This window comes from Streptomyces sp. PL-29 (genome assembly GCF_058344425.1).
This window is the reverse complement of record NZ_CP136996.1, coordinates 6,639,499-6,656,419: the sequence shown is the minus strand read 5'-3', so window position 1 is coordinate 6,656,419 and position 16,921 is coordinate 6,639,499. Positions and strand designations below refer to the sequence as shown.

The window sequence follows — 16,921 nt, the reverse complement described above, 5'->3', positions numbered from 1 at the left end:
TCAACGCTCCTTCGGTGTCCGCGGGTCGGCCCACCCGGACCGGGTGGGCCGGGCCCAGGCCGTGTTCCGGCTTCCCTCGCGCCAGGCACGCCACAGGTGCGCGTACCGGCCGCCCAGGGCCACCAGTTCCTCGTGTGTGCCGTGCTCCACGACGCGGCCCGCGTCGAGGACGGCGATCCGGTCCGCCGCCATGGCCTGTGTCAGCCGGTGCGCGACGAGCAGCGTGGTGCGGCCGGCGCACGCGGCGAGCACGGCCCGCTCCAACCCGGCCGCTCCTTCGCTGCCGGCCTCGGCGGTGGACTCGTCGAGCACCACCACGGGCGAGCGGGCCAGGACCAGCCGGGCGAGCGCGATCTGGGCGACTTTGGTGGCGTCCAGGCGTTCGCCGCCCTCCCCGACCGGGGTGTTCGGGCCGTCGGGCAGGGCGTCCACCCAGCCGTCGGCGCCGACCGTGCGCAGGGCGTCCGCCAGTTCGTGGTCGGTCGCCTCCGGTGCGGCGAGCCGCAGGTCGTCGGCGAGCGGGCCGCAGAACACGTGCGTCTCCTGCGTCAGGATGCTCACCAGGGCGCGCGCGCCGGCCTCGTCGAGGCCGGCGAGGTCGGTCCCGCCGATGCACACTGATCCGGCCTGCGGGGTCCCGATGCCGGCGACCAGCGCGGCCAGGGTCGACTTGCCGGCGCCCGTCGCCCCCACGAGGGCGAGGGAACCGCCGGCCGGGATGGCCAGGTCGACGTCGCGCAGGACGGGCTGCTCGGAGCCGGGGTAGCCGAAGGTCAGGCCCTTCACGGTGACCGGATACGCCGCGTCGGCCGCCGGGGCGTCGGCCGGGACGCCGACGAGCCGGTCCTCGGCGTCCTCCCCGAGCACCCCGACCAGCCGGGTCAAGCTCGCGCCCGACTTCTGCGCCTCGTCGAAGGTGAACATGATGGATCCCAGCGGGGTGAAGAGCCGGTGGAAGAGCAGCGGGGCGGCCGACACCTCGCCGAGGGTCGCGGCCCCGGCCTCCAGCAGGGCGTACCCGGTCACGATGATGAGGACGAGTCCGATGTACTCGGCACGGTTCTCCCGGCCGACGAACCGGCCGAAGAGCCGGAAGACCTCGATGCCGAGCTCGCGGACCCGCCACGACTCGGTGGTGACCTTCTCCCGGAAGGCGTCCTCCAGGCGGTAGGCGCGGACCGTGTCGATCCCGTTCAGCCCGCTGATGAGCGCCTGTGCGCGGTCCGCCTGGACCGCCCGCTGCCGCCGGTAGAGCGGGGCGGAGCGGGGCAGGTACCAGCGCAGGGCCAGCGCGTACGCGGGCAGCGCCCCGGCTCCGGCCAGACCGAGCCGCCAGTCGAGGCCGAACATGCCGAGCGTGGCGATGACGACCAGTACGCCCGCCGAGAACACGGTGGGAACGGCCGTGCGGATGCCCCGGGACAGGACGGCGACGTCGTCGCCGACACGGGACAGCACGTCGCCCCGGCCGACCTGTTCGATCCGGGCGCTCGGCATCCCCAGCACCGCCCGGACGGCGCCTTCCCGCAGGCGGGCGAGGAGACCCGCGCCGAGCCGCCCGACCAGGTGGGTGGACAGGCCGGTGGCGGCGGCGCCGAGGAGCGCGGCGGCTGCCATCAGCGCGCCCGTGGTGACCAAGACCGAGCGCGGTCCGCCCGCGACCACCCCGTCGACGACCCGGCCGAGCAGCAGCAGCGGGAGCACCTGGAGCGCCGCCCCGGCCACTGTCGTCAGGACGGTGGCGGCCGTCAGCCAGGGCACCTCGCGGCAGTGTGCGGCCACCCAGCGGGCGGCCTCCCGTCCGGTCGTGGTGCGCAGGGCGACCGGGGCGGCGAAGGTGTCCGGGGCGCCCACCGTCAGCCGGCCGACGTGACGAGTTCGTCGATCGCGTAGGGCAGGGAGAGCAGGGTGCCCTGGGACATGGCCGCGCCGACGGCCGGGCCCTCGCTGTCCAGGAGGTAGGAGACCCGGCCGTTGCGGACCGCGTTCAGGTGGGTGAAGAGCTCGGACTTCTTCAGCGCTTCCTGGTCCGCCCGGTCGGCGATGACGAAGATCCGGTCGACGTCGACGAGGTCCATGCGCTCTGGGGAGAGCGTGGTGTAGAACCTGCCGTCGGCGATCTTGTCGATCTCGGCCTGGCCCTGGTAGCCGATGCCCGTCACGAGTCGGCCGCGCACGTCGGTGGTGGTGAAGGGGGCGACCGAGTCCTTGTACCAGGACAGTGCGACGGCGGTCTGGTGCGCGAACTCCGGGTGCGCCTTCCTGGCCGCGTCGAGCTTGTCCTGGATGCCCTTGACCAGTTCGGTTCCCCTGGCCTCCTGGCCGAGGGCCTTGGCGATGTGGACGGCGTTGTCCTGCCAGGGGGCGCTGAAGGGCTCCTTCTCGGCCCTGGTCCGGCCCACCGTCGGTGCGATCCTGGTGAGCTTCTCGTAGGAGGCCCGGTCGATCTCGGAGTAGACGGCGATGATCAGATCCGGCCGCAGTGCGGCGATCTTCTCGTAGTTCGGGCCGGCGTCGCCGTTGTTCATGACGACATCGGGGCGGGTGTCGCCCCACTTGGCCTTCGTCCAGGGCCACTGGGTGTTGAGGTCGGGACTCGTGCCGGGCGGGTTGGGGTACTGGTCGACCATGCCCACCGGCTTGATCCCGAGGGCGAGGACGGCCTGGTCGTCGGTGTAGCCGACGGAGACGACGCGCTTCGGGGCCCTGTCGATCCGCGTGGATCCGAAGGCGTGCTCCACGGTGACCGGGAAGGTGCCGGCTTCGGTGGCCGGGGTGTCAGGGCCGCTCCGTGCGGCCGGGTCCGCCGGGCCGGATCCGCAGCCGGCCAGGAGGCCGGCTCCGAGCGCCGCGGCGGACACGGCCGCGGCGGCCCGTGCCCGGGGACTGGTACGAGTCGTTCGATGGAGAAGCATCCGCAATCCCTTGCTTTCGTGCTGTCCATGGCACCCCGGCCCGAGGGCAGGCACACGATATCGCCCTCAAGTGAGGCTAGCCTAGCCTTACTTGAACCGAATCTTTGTCCGCCTGATCCGGCGTCACATGGGTGCGGCCGATCGGCACGACGAGGGGCCCGCCCCCCACCGGGTCGTCGATCACCCTGGCCCGCAGTCCGAAGGCCTCCCGGAGCAGACCGGCGGTGATCACCTCACGCGGGTGGCCCTGCGCCAGGATCGTTCCCGCCTTCATCACGACGAGGTGGTCGCTGTAACGGACGGCCAGATTCAGGTCGTGCAGCACCAGGACGACCGTGCATCCGGACTCGTGGAGGTCGTCCACCAGATCGAGCACGTCGACGGCGTGCGCCAGGTCCAGGTAGGTGGTCGGCTCGTCGAGCAGCAGCAGGTCGGTGCCCTGGGCCAGCGTCATGGAGATCCACACCCGCTGGCGCTGGCCTCCGGACAGGGAATCGACCGGGCGGTCTGCCAGATCGGACACCCCCGTCATGGCGAGCGCGCGCTCCACCACGTCGGCGTCGTCCGACGACCACTGCCGCAGCCAGCTCTGGTGCGGATGCCGGCCCCTGGCGACCAGGTCGGCCACGGTGAGCCCCTCCGGCGCCACCGGGGCCTGCGGCAGCAGGCCGAGCTTCCTGGCCACGTCCCTGGTCCGGAGCCGCGCGATGTCGTCGCCGTCCAGGACGACGACCCCCCGGGTAGGCCTGAGCAGCCGCGCCAGGGTCCGCAACAGGGTCGATTTGCCGCACCCGTTGGCCCCGATGATCGTGGTGATCACCCGGGGCGGGACGGCCACGTCGAGGTCGTCGATGACGACCCGGCCCCCATACCCGACCGTCACTCCCCTGGCCACCAGCCGCGCGGTGTCCGCGCCCTCGGCCGCACCCCTGGCCGCGCTCCCGGCCGCGCCCCCGGCGCCGTGTTCCTCGGCCACGCCTCCCCCTCGGTCCGTGCCTGCCCGAACATGTGTCGATCAACGAAGATTGGCCCGTACCAGGAGGTACACGAGGAAGGGACCGCCGATCGCGGCGGTGACCACCCCGACCGGCAGGGTGATCGGCAGCGCCGTACGCGCGACCAGGTCCGCGCCGGTCAGCAGCAGGGCCCCGGTCAGCCCGGAGGCCGCCATCGGCGGTGTCGGACACCTCGTCAGGCGCATCGCCACCTGCGGTGCCACCAGCGCGACGAAGGAGACGGGCCCGGCCGCGCTCACCGCGACCCCGGCCAGCAGCACCGCGCACAGCAGCAGGACGGCCCGCACGAGCGTACGGCGGACGCCCAGGCCCGTGGCCACGTCGTCGCCGAGATGCAGCGGCTTGAACTGGAACGAGGCCGACGCCACGACGGCCACCAGCGCGAGCGTGCACCAGAGCGCCACCCGCACGTCATCCCAGGAACGGCTGTCCAGGGAGCCGATCAACCAGGCCTGCGCCCGGGCCACGTCTCTGATGTCGGCGGTCACCAGCAGCCAGGTCGTGACGGCCTCCATCACCGCGCTCACGGACAGGCCGATGAGGACGAGCCGGAAGCCGTCGATCCCGCGCCGCCAGGCCAGCACGTACACGAGGAGCCCCGTGCCCAGACCACCCGCGAGAGCTGCACCGGACAGCCCCACGGAGTTGACGACGGCCGTGGCGCTCCCGCCCGACACCGTGACCAGGAACACCGCGACCGCGCCGGCGCCCCAGGTGATCCCGAGGATGTCGGGGCTGGCCAGCGGGTTGCGCGCGATGGACTGGGTGATCGCCCCCGACACGCCCAGGGCGACTCCCACGACGCAGCCGGCCAGGGCCCGGGGCATCCGAAGGTCCATGATCACGAATTCGTCGACCGGCTCGCCCCGGCCCAGGACCGTGGAGATCACCCGGGGCAGCGCGATGGGGAAGTCCCCGACGCCGATGGACACGCAGCAGGCGAGGAAGGTCGCCGCCGCCAGCAGGAGTGTGACGCAGACCAGCCAGGGCCGCCAGACGAACGACATCCCGCCGAGCCGCACACCCGGTGCCAGCGGAGGCTTCTCCCGCGGCCGGTGCGGGTCGGCGACGTCCATGCCGGGCCCGGTCATGCGCCCGTGAACTTCCCGCGCCACACCAGGACCGCGAAGAAGGGGGCGCCGAGGAGCGCCACGACGACACCGGCGTCCAGCTCGCCCGGCCGCACCAGCAGTCGTCCGGCCATGTCGCAGACCAGCAGGACGACGGCACCGAGGAGACCCGCGTACGGCACGAGCCAGCGGTAGTCCGGCCCGGTCAGGTAGCGGGCCAGGTGGGCCACCATGAGCCCGAGGAACGCGATGGAGCCGCACGCCGCCGTCGCGGCCCCCGCCAGCAGGGTGATGGCGATGATGCCGAGGGTCCGGTGGAGGGCGGTGTTGACGCCCAGGCCCCGCGCCACGTCGTCGCCCAGGTTGAGCAGGTTGAGGGCGGGCAGCGTGGCCGCTGCCAGCACCAGCCCGGCCCCGATGAAGGCGGTCACCGGCCTGATGACGCCGAATCCGACGCCGGCCACCGAGCCCGCGTTCCAGAAGCGCAGCGCGTTCAGTGACGCCTTGTCGGACAGCGCGACCGCCGTCGTCATCGCGGCGAGGAACACGGTGACCCCCTGTCCGGCCAGTGCGAGGGTCAGCGGGTTGCCGGCCCCTCGGCCGATGCCGGCCAGCCCGAACACCAGGACGCCCGCGACCACGGCCCCGGCGAAGGCGAACCAGACGTACTGGAAAGGGTTCGCGAAGCCGAGGACGGCGATCACCGAGACCACGGCGAACGAGGCACCCGCGTTCACGCCCAGCAGGCCGGTGTCGGCGATCGGGTTGCGCGTGTAGCCCTGGATGAGCGCCCCGCCCACCCCCAGGGCCACTCCGGCCGCGGTGGCGAGCACCGTGCGCGGGAGCCGTACCGTCCGCACGATGAGCTGGATCTCGGTCAGCCGGTGGTCGGCGCTCGGCCCGGCCGACAGTCCGTACCAGACCTCGGAGGGACTGAGCCCGCGCGCACCGACGCCCAGTGACACGGCCATCGCGATCAGCAGGATCACCGCGAGCGTGACCGAGCCGGCGACCCTCCGCCTGCGCGCCTGTGTCGTGCCCGTGGACAGGGGACGTTCCAGTGCCATCACGCCCATGTCGCCCTACCCCATCCCTTCCGTCCGCCGGTGGACTGGAGTCAGTGGAATCGGCGCCGGTCGGCGGGCAGCCGCACCGCCGGCGCCCCGGAGACCGTACGGGCCTGGCCGGAAGCGGATTGCGGACCGCGCCCGAGGAGCGAGTCGAGGATCTCGCCCACCCGGACGGCGGTGTTGGACAGCAGGGACGAGGTGATGCCGTGGGTGTGCTCCGTCCCGCCCTGCACGTAGATCCCGCAGCGCAGTGCGGGGTCCGTCGCGATGCGGTAGTCGCGCCGGACCCGGACGCGCCCCTCGCCGTCACGCAGGCACCGCCCGGCGGCTTCACCGAGCAGGCCGAGGGGGTCTGCGGGACGGTACCCGGTCGCGAAGACCACGACGTCGGCGTCCAGCGGGGTCTCTTCACCGGTGACGAGGGACCGCACGGTCACGCGAACGCCCGCCGAGGTCTCCCGGAGGGCCGCCAGCCGGGAGACGTTGAGGAAGCGGAGGCGCTCGGTGCCCAGCACCTTCTCCCGGTACATCCGCCGGTACAGGTCGTCGATCAGGTCGATGTCCACCACGGAGTAGTTGGTGTTGCCGTGGTAGTCCATGAGCCGGTGCTTGACGTCCTCCGGCGCGGCGAAGAACTCGCCCACGGCATCCGGGTCGAAGATCCGGTTGGCGAAGCCGCTGTCGTCGGCGGGGCTGTACCCGTAGCGGGAGAAGACGGCGCAGACCTCGGCCTCCGGAAAACGGCGGTGCAGGTAGGCGACGTTCTCGGCGGCACTCTGCCCTGCGCCGACGACGATGAATCGGGAGGGGGCGCCGCCGTCCAAGCCGTCGACCTTCGTCAGCAGATCCGAGTTGTGCCAGACGCGCTCGGTGCGTTCGACACCGTCCGGCATGAAGGGGCGCAGACCGGTGCCCAGCACGATGTTGCGGGCCCGGTGGAGGGCAAGTCCCTCCCCGGAGCGGACCGTGACGTCGAGGTGCTCCACCGCTCCGTCACGGGCGACGGGCGTGACGCCGACGACCTCATGTCCGTAGGAGACCAGACCGTCGACCTTGTCCGCGGCCCACTCGAAGTAGTCGTGGAACTCCACACGCAGCGGGAAGAGGTTCTTGTGGTTGATGAAGTCGACCAACCGTCCCCTGCTCTTGAGGTAGCACAGGAAGCTGAACTCGCTCGCCGGGTTCCGCAGCGTCACCAGGTCCTTGAGGAAGCTCACCTGCATGGTCGCGTCGTCGATGAGCATCCCGCGGTGCCAGCCGAAGCGTGGCTGCTGCTCGAAGAAGCGAGCGTGGACCGCCTCCCGTCCGCCGACGCGTGCGTTGTGCTCGCTGACCGCGATGGCCATGGCCACGTTGGACGGCCCGAAGCCGATTCCAACGAGGTCGTGGACCACCGGGGATTCGCCAGGACGAACCTGTGCCATGTCACTCCCATCTTGCGAGGACGGCCACCGAGCCGTGGGGACGCGCGGCCGCGGGCCGGACCCCGGCGGACGCGGAACTCGGGCACGCCGACGACGTCACGACCATGAGACTTAGGCAAGGCTAAGCTCATTTCCGGGACGCTGTCGATAGGCGGAGCGGACGGTCACCCTTCCGAGCGACCTTCAACTCCCTTGCGCACTAGGGCCATTGCACGCTTAGGCAAGCCTTGCTTTACTCGACGTGGCCAACCGCCTGCGCCGAGGAGGAACCATGCGGGTCGTCATGTTCGGTTACCAGACCTGGGGGCACCGCACCCTGCAAGCCCTCCTGGACTCCGAGCACGACGTGGTCCTGGCCGTGACGCACCCCCGGAGCGAGCACGCCTACGAGAGGATCTGGAGCGACTCCGTCGCCGACCTCGCCGCGGAGCACCACGTCCCCGTCCTGCTCCGCGACCGCCCCGACGACGACGAGCTGTTCACGCGTCTGGAGGCGGCGAGCCCGGACATCATCGTGGCCAACAACTGGCGGACCTGGCTGCCCCCGCGCGTCTTCGGCCTCCCCCGCCACGGCACCCTGAACGTCCACGACTCGCTGCTGCCGAAGTACGCCGGCTTCTCGCCCCTGATCTGGGCGCTGATCAACGGTGAAACCGAAGTCGGCGTCACGGCGCACATGATGAACGACGAACTCGACGCCGGCGACATCGTGCGGCAGGAGGCCGTCCCGGTGGGGCCGAAGGACACCGCCACCGACCTCTTCCACCGGACCGTCGACCTCATCGCGCCGGTCACGGTCGGCGCCCTCGGCCTCATCGCCTCCGGGCAGCGGGAGTTCGTGCGCCAGGACCGGTCGCAGGCCAGCTTCTTCCACAAGCGGTCCGTCGAGGACAGCCGCATCGACTGGACCTGGTCCGCGGAGGAACTGGACCGTCTGGTACGGGCCCAGTCCGAGCCCTACCCGAGCGCCTTCACCTTCCACCGGGGCAGGCGAATCGAGGTCCTGGCCGCCTTCGTGTCGCAGGGCCGCTACGGCGGCACGCCCGGCCGCGTCTTCTACCGCGAGGGCGACGGCGTGGTGATCGTCGCGGGCGCCGACGCCCGCTCCGGCCGCAACCACGGGCTGGCCATCACCCGGGTGCGGACCGAGGACGGGCGCGAGCTGCCGGCCGGCCGGTACTTCACCTCGATGGGCGGATACCTGACCGGGCGCCCCTGAGCACCGGCTCCTCCGACGCACCGACGCACCGGCCGGGGCGCGGCGACACCGTGGAAGGCCGTCGCCCGGCACCACTGCCCGGGTTCCGGAAGGCCGCCGCGCGCGTACGGCGAGAGCAGCGCCGTGGGGTGCGGCGGACACCACTCCACCGCACCCCGCTCACCGCGCGCCGCCGGGCCCCTCAGCCCGGCGGCGGACCAGGGTCCCTCATCGGCCCTGGTCGTACGTGTGGAACCCGCCTTGCGGCCCAGGAGGCCCGCCTGCACCATCCGCGACAGGAGCGGGGGCGGGGCGTAGAGGGGTTCCTTGAACTCGTCGTAGAGCGATTCGGCGATGGCGGCGACGGTGTCCAGGCCGATCAGGTCGGCGAGCCTGAGCGGCCCCATCGGGTGGGCGCAGCCCAGTTCCATGCCCGTGTCCACATCGGTCGCGGTGGCGAAGCCGGACTCGGTCATGCGGATCGCCGAGAGCAGGTACGGGACGAGGAGGGCGTTGACGACGAAGCCGGCCCGGTCGGTGGAGTGGACGACCGTCCTGCCCAGGACGTCACGGGCGAAGGCCTCCACGGCCCCGACGGTCTCCCGGGAGGTGTGGAGCGAGGAGACGACCTCCACGAGGGGGAGCGCGGGGACGGGGTTGAAGAAGTGCAGTCCCACGACCCGGTCGGCGCGGCCCGTGGCCATGCCCAGGCGCATGACCGGCAGGGAGGAGGTGTTGGTGGCGAGGATCGCCGCAGGATCCTCCACGATCTTGTCGAGGGCCGCGAAGGTCTCCGTCTTGATCGCGGTGTTCTCCGTGACGGCCTCGACGACCAGCTGCCGGTCGGCGAGTTCGTCGAGGCTACCGGCGAAGACCAGCCCGGCGAGGGCGTCTTCGGCGGAGATCCGGTCCAGCTTTCCGCCCTGGACGGCGCGTTCGAGGGACAGGGCGACCCGTTCGCGCGCGGCCAGGGCCGCGCCGGCGTCGACCTCGCAGACGACGGTGTCGAGTCCCGCGCGGGCGCAGACCTCGGCGATTCCGGCGCCCATCCGCCCGCCGCCGACGATGCCGACGCGGCGGATCGGGGCGGCGCCCGCGGCGTCCTCGGCCGGCCCCTGCGGGGCCGCGGTCCGGTGGCCGCGCGGGCTCGCATCGCAGTGCGGCGGGACGCCGCTGACGTGCGCGGGGAACACGTCGTGACGTTCGGCCGGTGCCGCGCGGGCCGGGTCCCGGGGCGTGGTCGCGGTGGTGGACATGCGGTCTCCTGACGGAGGCGGGACGGGAGTGGGTGGGCGGAGCGGGAAGGTGGAGGAGAGGACCGGGGAGCCGGGGAGACGGATCAGTGGAACTGCTCCTCCTCGGTCGAGCCGGCGAGCGCGGTGGTGGAGGAGTCCGGGTTGACGGCGGTGGAGACCAGGTCGAAATAGCCGGTGCCGACCTCGCGCTGGTGCCTGACCGCGGTGAACCCGTGCCGCTGGGCGGCGAACTCGCGCTCCTGGAGGTCCACGTAGGCCGTCATGCCGTGCTCGGCGTAGCCCCGGGCCAGGTCGAACATGCCGTGGTTGAGGGAGTGGAAGCCGGCCAGGGTGATGAACTGGAACTTGTAGCCCATGGAGCCGAGTTCGCGCTGGAACTTGGCGATCTGGTCGTCGTCGAGGGTGGCCTTCCAGTTGAAGGAGGGCGAGCAGTTGTAGGCCAGCATCTTCCCGGGGAACTCCGCATGGAGGGCCTCGGCGAACTCACGGGCCTGGGCCAGGTCCGGGGTGCCGGTCTCCACCCAGATGAGGTCGGCGTACGGGGCGTAGGCGAGACCGCGTGCGATGACGGGAGCCATGCCGTTGCGTATGCGGTAGAAGCCCTCGGCGGTGCGCTCGCCGGTGCTGAACCGTGCGTCCCGCTCGTCGACGTCGCTCGTCAGCAGATTCGCGGCCAGCGCGTCCGTACGGGCGATGATCAAGGTCGGAGTGTCCGCGATGTCGGCGGCGAGCCGGGCCGCGTTGAGGGTGCGGACGTGCTGCGAGGTCGGGACGAGGACCTTGCCACCGAGGTGGCCGCACTTCTTCTCGGAGGCGAGCTGGTCCTCGTAGTGGATGCCGGCCGCGCCCGCCGCGATCATCGCCCTGGTCAGCTCGAAGGCGTTGAGCGGGCCGCCGAAACCGGCTTCGGCGTCCGCGACGATCGGCGCCAGCCAGTCCGTCGCGTCGGCGCCTCCCTCGGCGGTGGCGATCTGGTCGGCGCGCAGGAGGGCGTTGTTGATGCGGCGCACCACCTGCGGGACGGAGTTGACGGGGTACAGGCTCTGGTCGGGGTAGGTGTGGCCGGCCTGGTTGGCGTCGGCGGCCACCTGCCAGCCGGAGAGGTAGATCGCCCGGAGGCCCGCACGGACCTGCTGCACGGCCTGCCCTCCGGTCAGCGCACCGAGGGCGTGGACGTAGTCCAGCTCGTGAAGCTGCCTCCACAGGCGCTCGGCGCCGCGCCGGGCCAGGGTGTGTTCCTCCCGCACGCTGCCGGAGAGCCGCACCACGTCCTCGGCCGTGTAAGTGCGCTCGATGCCCGCCCATCGCGGGTCCGTGGCCCAGCGCTGCGCCAGCCGCTGCGCCGCTGCCGTGGTCGTGTTCGCCTCTGCCATGACCGTCACCGTCTCCGTGAGTCGCTGGGGCTGCCAATGCTGTCGCCGGGCACGGCAAGGCATTGGCACTGTGTGCCCGAACCTTGGGTCGCGGCCGCCGGACCCCACCATGGACGGAGCTGAGCAATGCGCCGGGCGGCCGAGCCGGACTGCCGGAATATCCGACATCAGGGAGCGATTCACGCCCCGACCGCCCGTCTCGGCCGCCGGGGTCCGGCGGTCCGCAGGACGACTCTGACACTGGCACCGAGTGTCAACAAGGAGTGCTGTCTGCCAAGTTCTGCGCATCTTCCCGCCGGTTTCTGCCATGCTTGCGAAGGTTCGGGGGAGGCGTGGTCGCGCATGCCCCGGAGCCCGGCCGAAGGGCCCGAGGAGGGGGTGTGGGTGAGCAAGACCTACGCGGGGGCGCGCCTGCGGCGGCTGCGCGAGGAACGCCGGATGAGCCAGGCGGAACTGGCCCGGGCCCTCGGCATCTCGCCCAGCTACCTCAACCAGATGGAGCACGACTCCCGCCCGCTGACCGTCCCGGTACTGCTCCGGCTGACCGAGGCATTCGGCGTCGATCCCGGCTTCTTCTCCGAGCGTGACACCAGCCGGCTCGTGGCCGACCTGCGCGAGGCGCTCGCCGGAGAGGTCGCGCAGGCCCGGGTGTCCCCGTCCGACCTGGCCGAGCTGGCCCAGCGGATGCCGGCCGTCGCGTCCGTGCTGGTGGACCTGGGCCGGCGCAGCCAACTGCTCGCGGAACGGCTCTCGGAGACGGCGGACGGCAGGGACGGGGCGGGGGGCGTCGCGCCACGCTCGCCCCACGAGGAGATCCGCGATTTCTTCTACCGGCGGCAGAACTACCTGCACGACACCGACACGGCCGCCGAAGCGCTGGCGCGGGAGATCGGCATCGAGCGCGGGGACGTGCTGCGCGTGCTGGCGGACCGGCTCTCCGGCCGGCACGGGATCCGGCTGACGGCCGGCTCCGACCGCCTCCACCACTTCGACGCGGGCGCGCGGGTCCTGCGCCTGTCCGGCCGACTGCGGCCTGGCCAGCAGGCGTTCCGGATGGCCACCCAGCTCGCGCTGGTGGAGCAGGGAGCCGAGCTGGACCGGCTGGCTGCCGAGGACTTCCCGCCCGGCTCCCCCGCGCACGGCCTGGCCCGGATCGGCATCGCGAACTACTTCGCGGCCGCGCTGATCCTCCCGTACGGCGCCTTCCACGCGGCAGCCGAGGAGTTCCGGTACGACATCGACCGGCTCACCGACCACTTCGGCCTCGGCTACGAGACTGTCTGCCACCGCCTCAGCACCCTGCAACGCCCCAGGCTGCGCGGGGTGCCCTTCTCGTTCGTACGGGTCGACCGGGCCGGGAACATGTCCAAGCGGCAGTCCGCCACCGGATTCCACTTCTCCCGTGCGGGCGGTACCTGCCCACTGTGGAACGTCTACGAGGCCTTCGCCGCGCCCGGTCGCATCCACGTCCAGATCGCCGCCATGCCGGACGGGCAGCGGTACCTGTGGACCGCGCGTTCCGTGACCCGCCACCGCGGCGGCTGGGGCGAACCCGGCAAGACCTTCGCGATCGGCCTCGGCTGCGAGATCCGGCACGCCTCCCGGCTGGTGTACTCCGACGGCCTCGACCTCGGCAACGTCTCCGCCGCCACGCCCATCGGCATGGGCTGCCGCCTGTGCGAACGGCTCGACTGCCCCCAGCGGGCCGTCCCTCCGCTCGGCCGCGCCCTGGCGGTCGACGAGAACAGCAGCACCTTCATCCCCTACCCCGTGATCCGCGAGAAGGACTGATCCGACGGAGGGGGCGGGCGACCGATGGGAGATCCGCCGGAACCGGGCGGGGGCCGCAACCGACCACCTGACCGGAACCGGCGGGGCGTCGTCCCCGAGAGCGAATCCTCGGATCAGGGAATGTCGATGACCGAAGAACAGCAGTCCGCAGTGCAGGCGCCCGCGTCCACGCAGCGGTGGGGCCCTCCCCCGGCGCTGACCGGCTTCGCGGTGCTGCTCCTCGCGCTGTTCGCCCTCGCGTACGGGATCGGGGCGGCGGCCGGTCCGGTGGCGCCCGGCATGCGCAGCACCGTCGGCGACGCCGACCCCGCCGCGCCGGGCGGCATGGACGGCATGAGCGGCGGCGCGGCCGGCGTGCACGGCGGCGGGCGATGACGGCGGAAGGCGGCACGGTCGCCGGGGTGACCACCGACCTGGTCATCCGCGGCATGACCTGCGCGGCGTGCGTGAACCGGGTGGAGAAGCGCCTGTCCCGCATCGAGGGGGTGACGGCCTCGGTGAACCTGGCCACCGGCCGGGCCCGCGTCCACCACCCGGCGGGCGTCACGGCCGAGGATCTCATGGCCGCGGTCGAGAAGGCGGGCTACGAGCCGGAGTGGATACCGCCGCCCGTGCCCCGGGCCGGGACCGGCCCAGGCGCCCCGGGCGGTACGGCCCGCCCCTCGGGCTCCGCCGGTGCGGCCGGCCCGGAAGATCCGGACGATCCGGCAGGTCCAACGCGCGAGGAGGCCCGCAAGGACCGCGAACGCCTGCTGATCACCGCCTTGCTCTGCCTGCCCGTCCTCGTGCTGTCGATGGTGCCCGCCTTGCAGTTCCGCAACTGGCAGTGGCTGTGCCTCGTACTGGCCGCCCCCGTGGCCGTCTGGAGCGCCTGGCCGTTCCACCTGAGGGCGGCCCGCGGACTGCGGCACGCGGCGGCCACCATGGACACCCTCGTCTCGCTCGGCGTCATCGCCTCCTTCGCCTGGTCCCTGTACGCGCTGTTCCTCGGCGGGGCGGGCGATCCGGGCATGCGCATGCCGTTCAGCCTGCTCCCGTCGGCCGGAGCGGAGGTCGCGCACCTCTACCTCGAAGCGGCCGTGGCCGTTCCCCTCTTCGTACTGACCGGCCGCCATCTGGAGGCGCGTGCCCGGCGCGGCACGGGTGCGGCGCTGCGCTCCCTCGCCGGGCTGGCCGCCAAGGACGTCACCGTGCGCGAGGAGGGCGGGGAGCGCCTGCTGCCCATAGCGGAGCTGGTGCCGGGGCAGGGCTTCGTCGTCCGGCCCGGGGAGCGGGTCGCCACCGACGGCGTCGTGGTGTCCGGCCGTTCGGCCCTGGACCTGTCACTGATCACCGGGGAGAGCGACCCGGTAGAGGTCGGCCCGGGACGTCCGGTGGTGGGTGGCGCCGTCAACATGGGCGGACTGCTCCTCGTCGAGGCCACGGCGGTCGGCGCCGACACCCGGCTGGCCCGGATCACGCGCCTGGTCACCGAGGCACAGGCGGGCAAGGCCCGGGCACAGCGCCTGGCCGACCGGGTGGCGGGCGTCTTCGTCCCGGCGGTGCTGTCCCTGGCGGTGACCGTGCTGGGCTTCTGGCTCGGCGCCGGAGCAGATCCCCAGGCGGCCGTCACCGCGGCCGTCGCGATCCTCGTCGTGGCCTGCCCGTGCGCCCTCGGCCTGGCCACCCCGACGGCCCTGATGGCCGCCACCGGCCGGGGCGCCCGGCTCGGCATCCTGGTCAAGGGGCCGCGGTCCCTGGAGGCCCTGCGGCACGTCGACGTGATCGTCCTGGACAAGACCGGCACGCTGACCACGGGGCACATGTCCGTCGTACGGGTGACGGAGACCGCCGGTGGGATCGGCAGGGAGGCGGTCCTCCGGCTGGCCGGGGCGGTGGAGCAGGGCTCCGAGCACCCGCTGGGCCGCGCGATCGCCTGCTACGCGCAGCGCGCCACGGACCGGGGTCCGCTCCCGGAAGTCGTCGGTTTCCTGGCCGTGCCCGGCAGCGGCGTGACGGGGATCGTGGAGGGCCGCCGGGTGGAGGTGCGCACTCCGGGCGGCGGCCTGCCCGCCTCGCTGGCGCAGGCACTGGCCGATGCGGAGGCTGCCGCGCTCACCCCGGTCCTGGTCCGGGTGGACGGCTTCGACGAGGCGCTCATCGCGCTGGGCGACGTCCTGCGGCCCGGCAGCTACCGGGCGGTGGACCGGCTGCGGCACCTCGGCGTGGAGCCGGTCCTGGCCACCGGCGACCGGGAGGCCACCGCCCGGGCCGTCGCTCGCGATCTCGGCATTGCACGGGTGCACGCCCACTGCACTCCGGAGGGCAAGGCGGCGCTGGTGCGGGAGTTGCGGAGCGGGGGCCGCCGGGTAGCCGTGATCGGGGACGGGGTCAACGACGCCGCGGCCCTGGCGGAGGCGGATCTCGGCATCGCGATGGGCAGCGGCACGGACGTGGCCATCGGGGCCGCCGACGTGACCCTCGTACGGGGCGACGTCGAGGCGGTCGCCGACGCGGTCCGCCTCGCCCGCCGCACGCTGGCGACGATCCGCCTCAACCTCGTCTGGGCGTTCGGCTACAACGCGGTGACCGTCCCCTTGGCGGCGGTGGGGCTGCTGGCCCCGATGCCGGCCGCCGCCGCCATGTCCGCCAGCTCGGTCCTCGTCGTGGCCAACAGCCTGCGCCTGCGCACCTGGCAGCCCGCGCCGCGCCGGCCGGGCGCCCCCGTCGGAAGGGTTTCCCGTTGATCAACGACCTGCTGCGGAAGGTGAACGGGACGGTGAACGGGACGGTGGGCGGGACGGTGAGGCGGACGGTGCGCCGGGCCGCGGCCCGCGCGGTGAAGGCGGTCGCGGAACGCGGCGGCTCCGGCCGCCGGGGTATACGCGACGGGCTGTTCGCCGCCCTGGTTCCCGTGACGGCGTGTCTGGTGATGCTGGTGGCGCTGACGGCCTGGACCAGGACGGGAGCAGCCGGCAGCCCGGCCCGGATCGACGTCGGTGTCGGACAGGTCTTCCTCCCGCACGCCGGCGAGGAGCGCACCACGGCCGTCTTCCGGATCGCCAACACCGGTGGATCCGACGACCAGCTGGTCTCGGTGTCCTCGCCGACCGCCTACCAGATCGTGCTCAACCGGCACGAGCTCGGCGGGACCGGCGACGCGACGCGCGCGGTCGCCTCGGCGGACATCCCGGCGGGCACCGTCGTGCACATGACTCCGGCCACCCTGGACCTGACGGTCGCGGTGAAGACCCGCCGCGAGGTGGGCGAGCTCGTCCCGTTCGTCCTGCACTTCCGGCGCAGCGGCCCGGTGGACGCCGTGGCGTTCGTGGTGCGCCCCGCCGGCTGAGCCCGGTGGGACGGCCGCCCGCGGCCCGGCCAGGACAGGGCGGCCGGGCGGGCTTAGCGTGGCAGGTGGGAAGTCGGCCGCCGCCGGCGAACCGCGGACGTCACGGCAGGAGGGTCGGCCATGAGTACGGTGCACGGGCACGCGGATGCCTACGAGGTGGTCTTCGCGGCCGCGGACGGGGTCGGGCAGGACGTCGTCCGGATGACCCGCACCAACGCGGCGGGACCGGGCGGGCACCCCGTCTACGAGGACGCCACCGGCATCGTCCGGGCGGAGATCAGCAGCGGCGGCGAGGTCCGGGTCCTGGTGACCGGCGGGGGCCAGGATCCGGCCCGCGTGCTGCGGGCCCGGCCGGTGCCCTGAGGCTCGGTGCCGCCGCCCCGGACGCCCGCCACCACCGCGGATCCGGCGTGCGCCGAGGTCCACCTCGGTGGGCCGTGCGGGCCGGCCGGAGCGCCCCGTGGCGCTCCGCCGGCCCGC

At 73.0% G+C, this 16,921-nt stretch carries 13 protein-coding genes and 1 pseudogene; 6 read left to right on the top strand and 8 right to left on the bottom strand.

The window, feature by feature from the left end:
* The 6 genes from R4Z63_RS30300 to R4Z63_RS30275 all read right to left on the bottom strand — a co-directional run bounded on the left by R4Z63_RS30300 (nt 1) and on the right by R4Z63_RS30275 (nt 7,495).
* Complete coding sequence (locus R4Z63_RS30300; protein WP_384449234.1) at nt 1–1,854, bottom strand: ABC transporter ATP-binding protein; 1,854 nt, start codon at nt 1,852–1,854, stop codon at nt 1–3.
* A 2-nt stretch (nt 1,855–1,856) separates the two neighbouring features.
* Nucleotides 1,857–2,915, bottom strand: a complete 1,059-nt coding sequence (locus R4Z63_RS30295) for an iron-siderophore ABC transporter substrate-binding protein (protein ID WP_384449231.1) — start codon at nt 2,913–2,915, stop codon at nt 1,857–1,859.
* Nucleotides 2,916–2,991: 76 nt separating this feature from the next.
* Entirely contained in the window at nt 2,992–3,813 is an 822-nt protein-coding gene (locus tag R4Z63_RS30290) for an ABC transporter ATP-binding protein (RefSeq protein WP_384449306.1), read from the bottom strand.
* A 117-nt stretch (nt 3,814–3,930) separates the two neighbouring features.
* Entirely contained in the window at nt 3,931–5,022 is a 1,092-nt protein-coding gene (locus tag R4Z63_RS30285) for a FecCD family ABC transporter permease (RefSeq protein ID WP_384449228.1), read from the bottom strand.
* Nucleotides 5,019–6,077, bottom strand: a complete 1,059-nt coding sequence (locus R4Z63_RS30280) for a FecCD family ABC transporter permease (protein WP_384449225.1) — start codon at nt 6,075–6,077, stop codon at nt 5,019–5,021. Before R4Z63_RS30280 ends, R4Z63_RS30285 begins: the two co-directional genes overlap by 4 nt.
* Before the next feature lie 41 nt (nt 6,078–6,118).
* Nucleotides 6,119–7,495 carry a lysine N(6)-hydroxylase/L-ornithine N(5)-oxygenase family protein gene (locus tag R4Z63_RS30275; protein ID WP_052030121.1) on the bottom strand — a complete coding sequence of 459 codons (1,377 nt, stop codon included), beginning with the start codon at nt 7,493–7,495 and terminating at the stop codon, nt 6,119–6,121.
* A 271-nt stretch (nt 7,496–7,766) separates the two neighbouring features.
* Between R4Z63_RS30275 and R4Z63_RS30270 the strand changes: the two genes are divergently transcribed.
* Nucleotides 7,767–8,714, top strand: coding sequence for a methionyl-tRNA formyltransferase (locus R4Z63_RS30270; protein ID WP_384449220.1), 948 nt, complete (start codon nt 7,767–7,769; stop codon nt 8,712–8,714).
* Nucleotides 8,715–9,004: 290 nt separating this feature from the next.
* On the opposite strand, the pseudogene R4Z63_RS30265 reads toward R4Z63_RS30270, so the two are convergent.
* A pseudogene (locus R4Z63_RS30265) lies at nt 9,005–9,742 on the bottom strand (3-hydroxybutyryl-CoA dehydrogenase); the annotation flags it as partial.
* A 290-nt stretch (nt 9,743–10,032) separates the two neighbouring features.
* Entirely contained in the window at nt 10,033–11,322 is a 1,290-nt protein-coding gene (aceA, locus tag R4Z63_RS30260; protein WP_037917040.1) for an isocitrate lyase, read from the bottom strand.
* 384 nt (nt 11,323–11,706) lie between these two features.
* Between aceA and R4Z63_RS30255 the strand changes: the two genes are divergently transcribed.
* The 5 genes from R4Z63_RS30255 to R4Z63_RS30235 all read left to right on the top strand — a co-directional run bounded on the left by R4Z63_RS30255 (nt 11,707) and on the right by R4Z63_RS30235 (nt 16,804).
* Nucleotides 11,707–13,113 carry a short-chain fatty acyl-CoA regulator family protein gene (locus tag R4Z63_RS30255; protein ID WP_384449217.1) on the top strand — a complete coding sequence of 469 codons (1,407 nt, stop codon included), beginning with the start codon at nt 11,707–11,709 and terminating at the stop codon, nt 13,111–13,113.
* 126 nt (nt 13,114–13,239) lie between these two features.
* Nucleotides 13,240–13,488 carry a hypothetical protein gene (locus R4Z63_RS30250; protein ID WP_384449214.1) on the top strand — a complete coding sequence of 83 codons (249 nt, stop codon included), beginning with the start codon at nt 13,240–13,242 and terminating at the stop codon, nt 13,486–13,488.
* Nucleotides 13,485–15,839 carry a heavy metal translocating P-type ATPase gene (locus R4Z63_RS30245; RefSeq protein WP_384449211.1) on the top strand — a complete coding sequence of 785 codons (2,355 nt, stop codon included), beginning with the start codon at nt 13,485–13,487 and terminating at the stop codon, nt 15,837–15,839. Before R4Z63_RS30250 ends, R4Z63_RS30245 begins: the two co-directional genes overlap by 4 nt.
* A complete protein-coding gene (locus R4Z63_RS30240) occupies nt 15,836–16,441 on the top strand; it encodes a copper chaperone PCu(A)C domain-containing protein (RefSeq protein ID WP_384449208.1) in 606 nt (201 codons plus the stop codon). Before R4Z63_RS30245 ends, R4Z63_RS30240 begins: the two co-directional genes overlap by 4 nt.
* A gap of 120 nt (nt 16,442–16,561) precedes the next feature.
* Complete coding sequence (locus tag R4Z63_RS30235) at nt 16,562–16,804, top strand: DUF6296 family protein (RefSeq protein ID WP_037917032.1); 243 nt, start codon at nt 16,562–16,564, stop codon at nt 16,802–16,804.
* Nucleotides 16,805–16,921 lie beyond the last annotated feature (117 nt).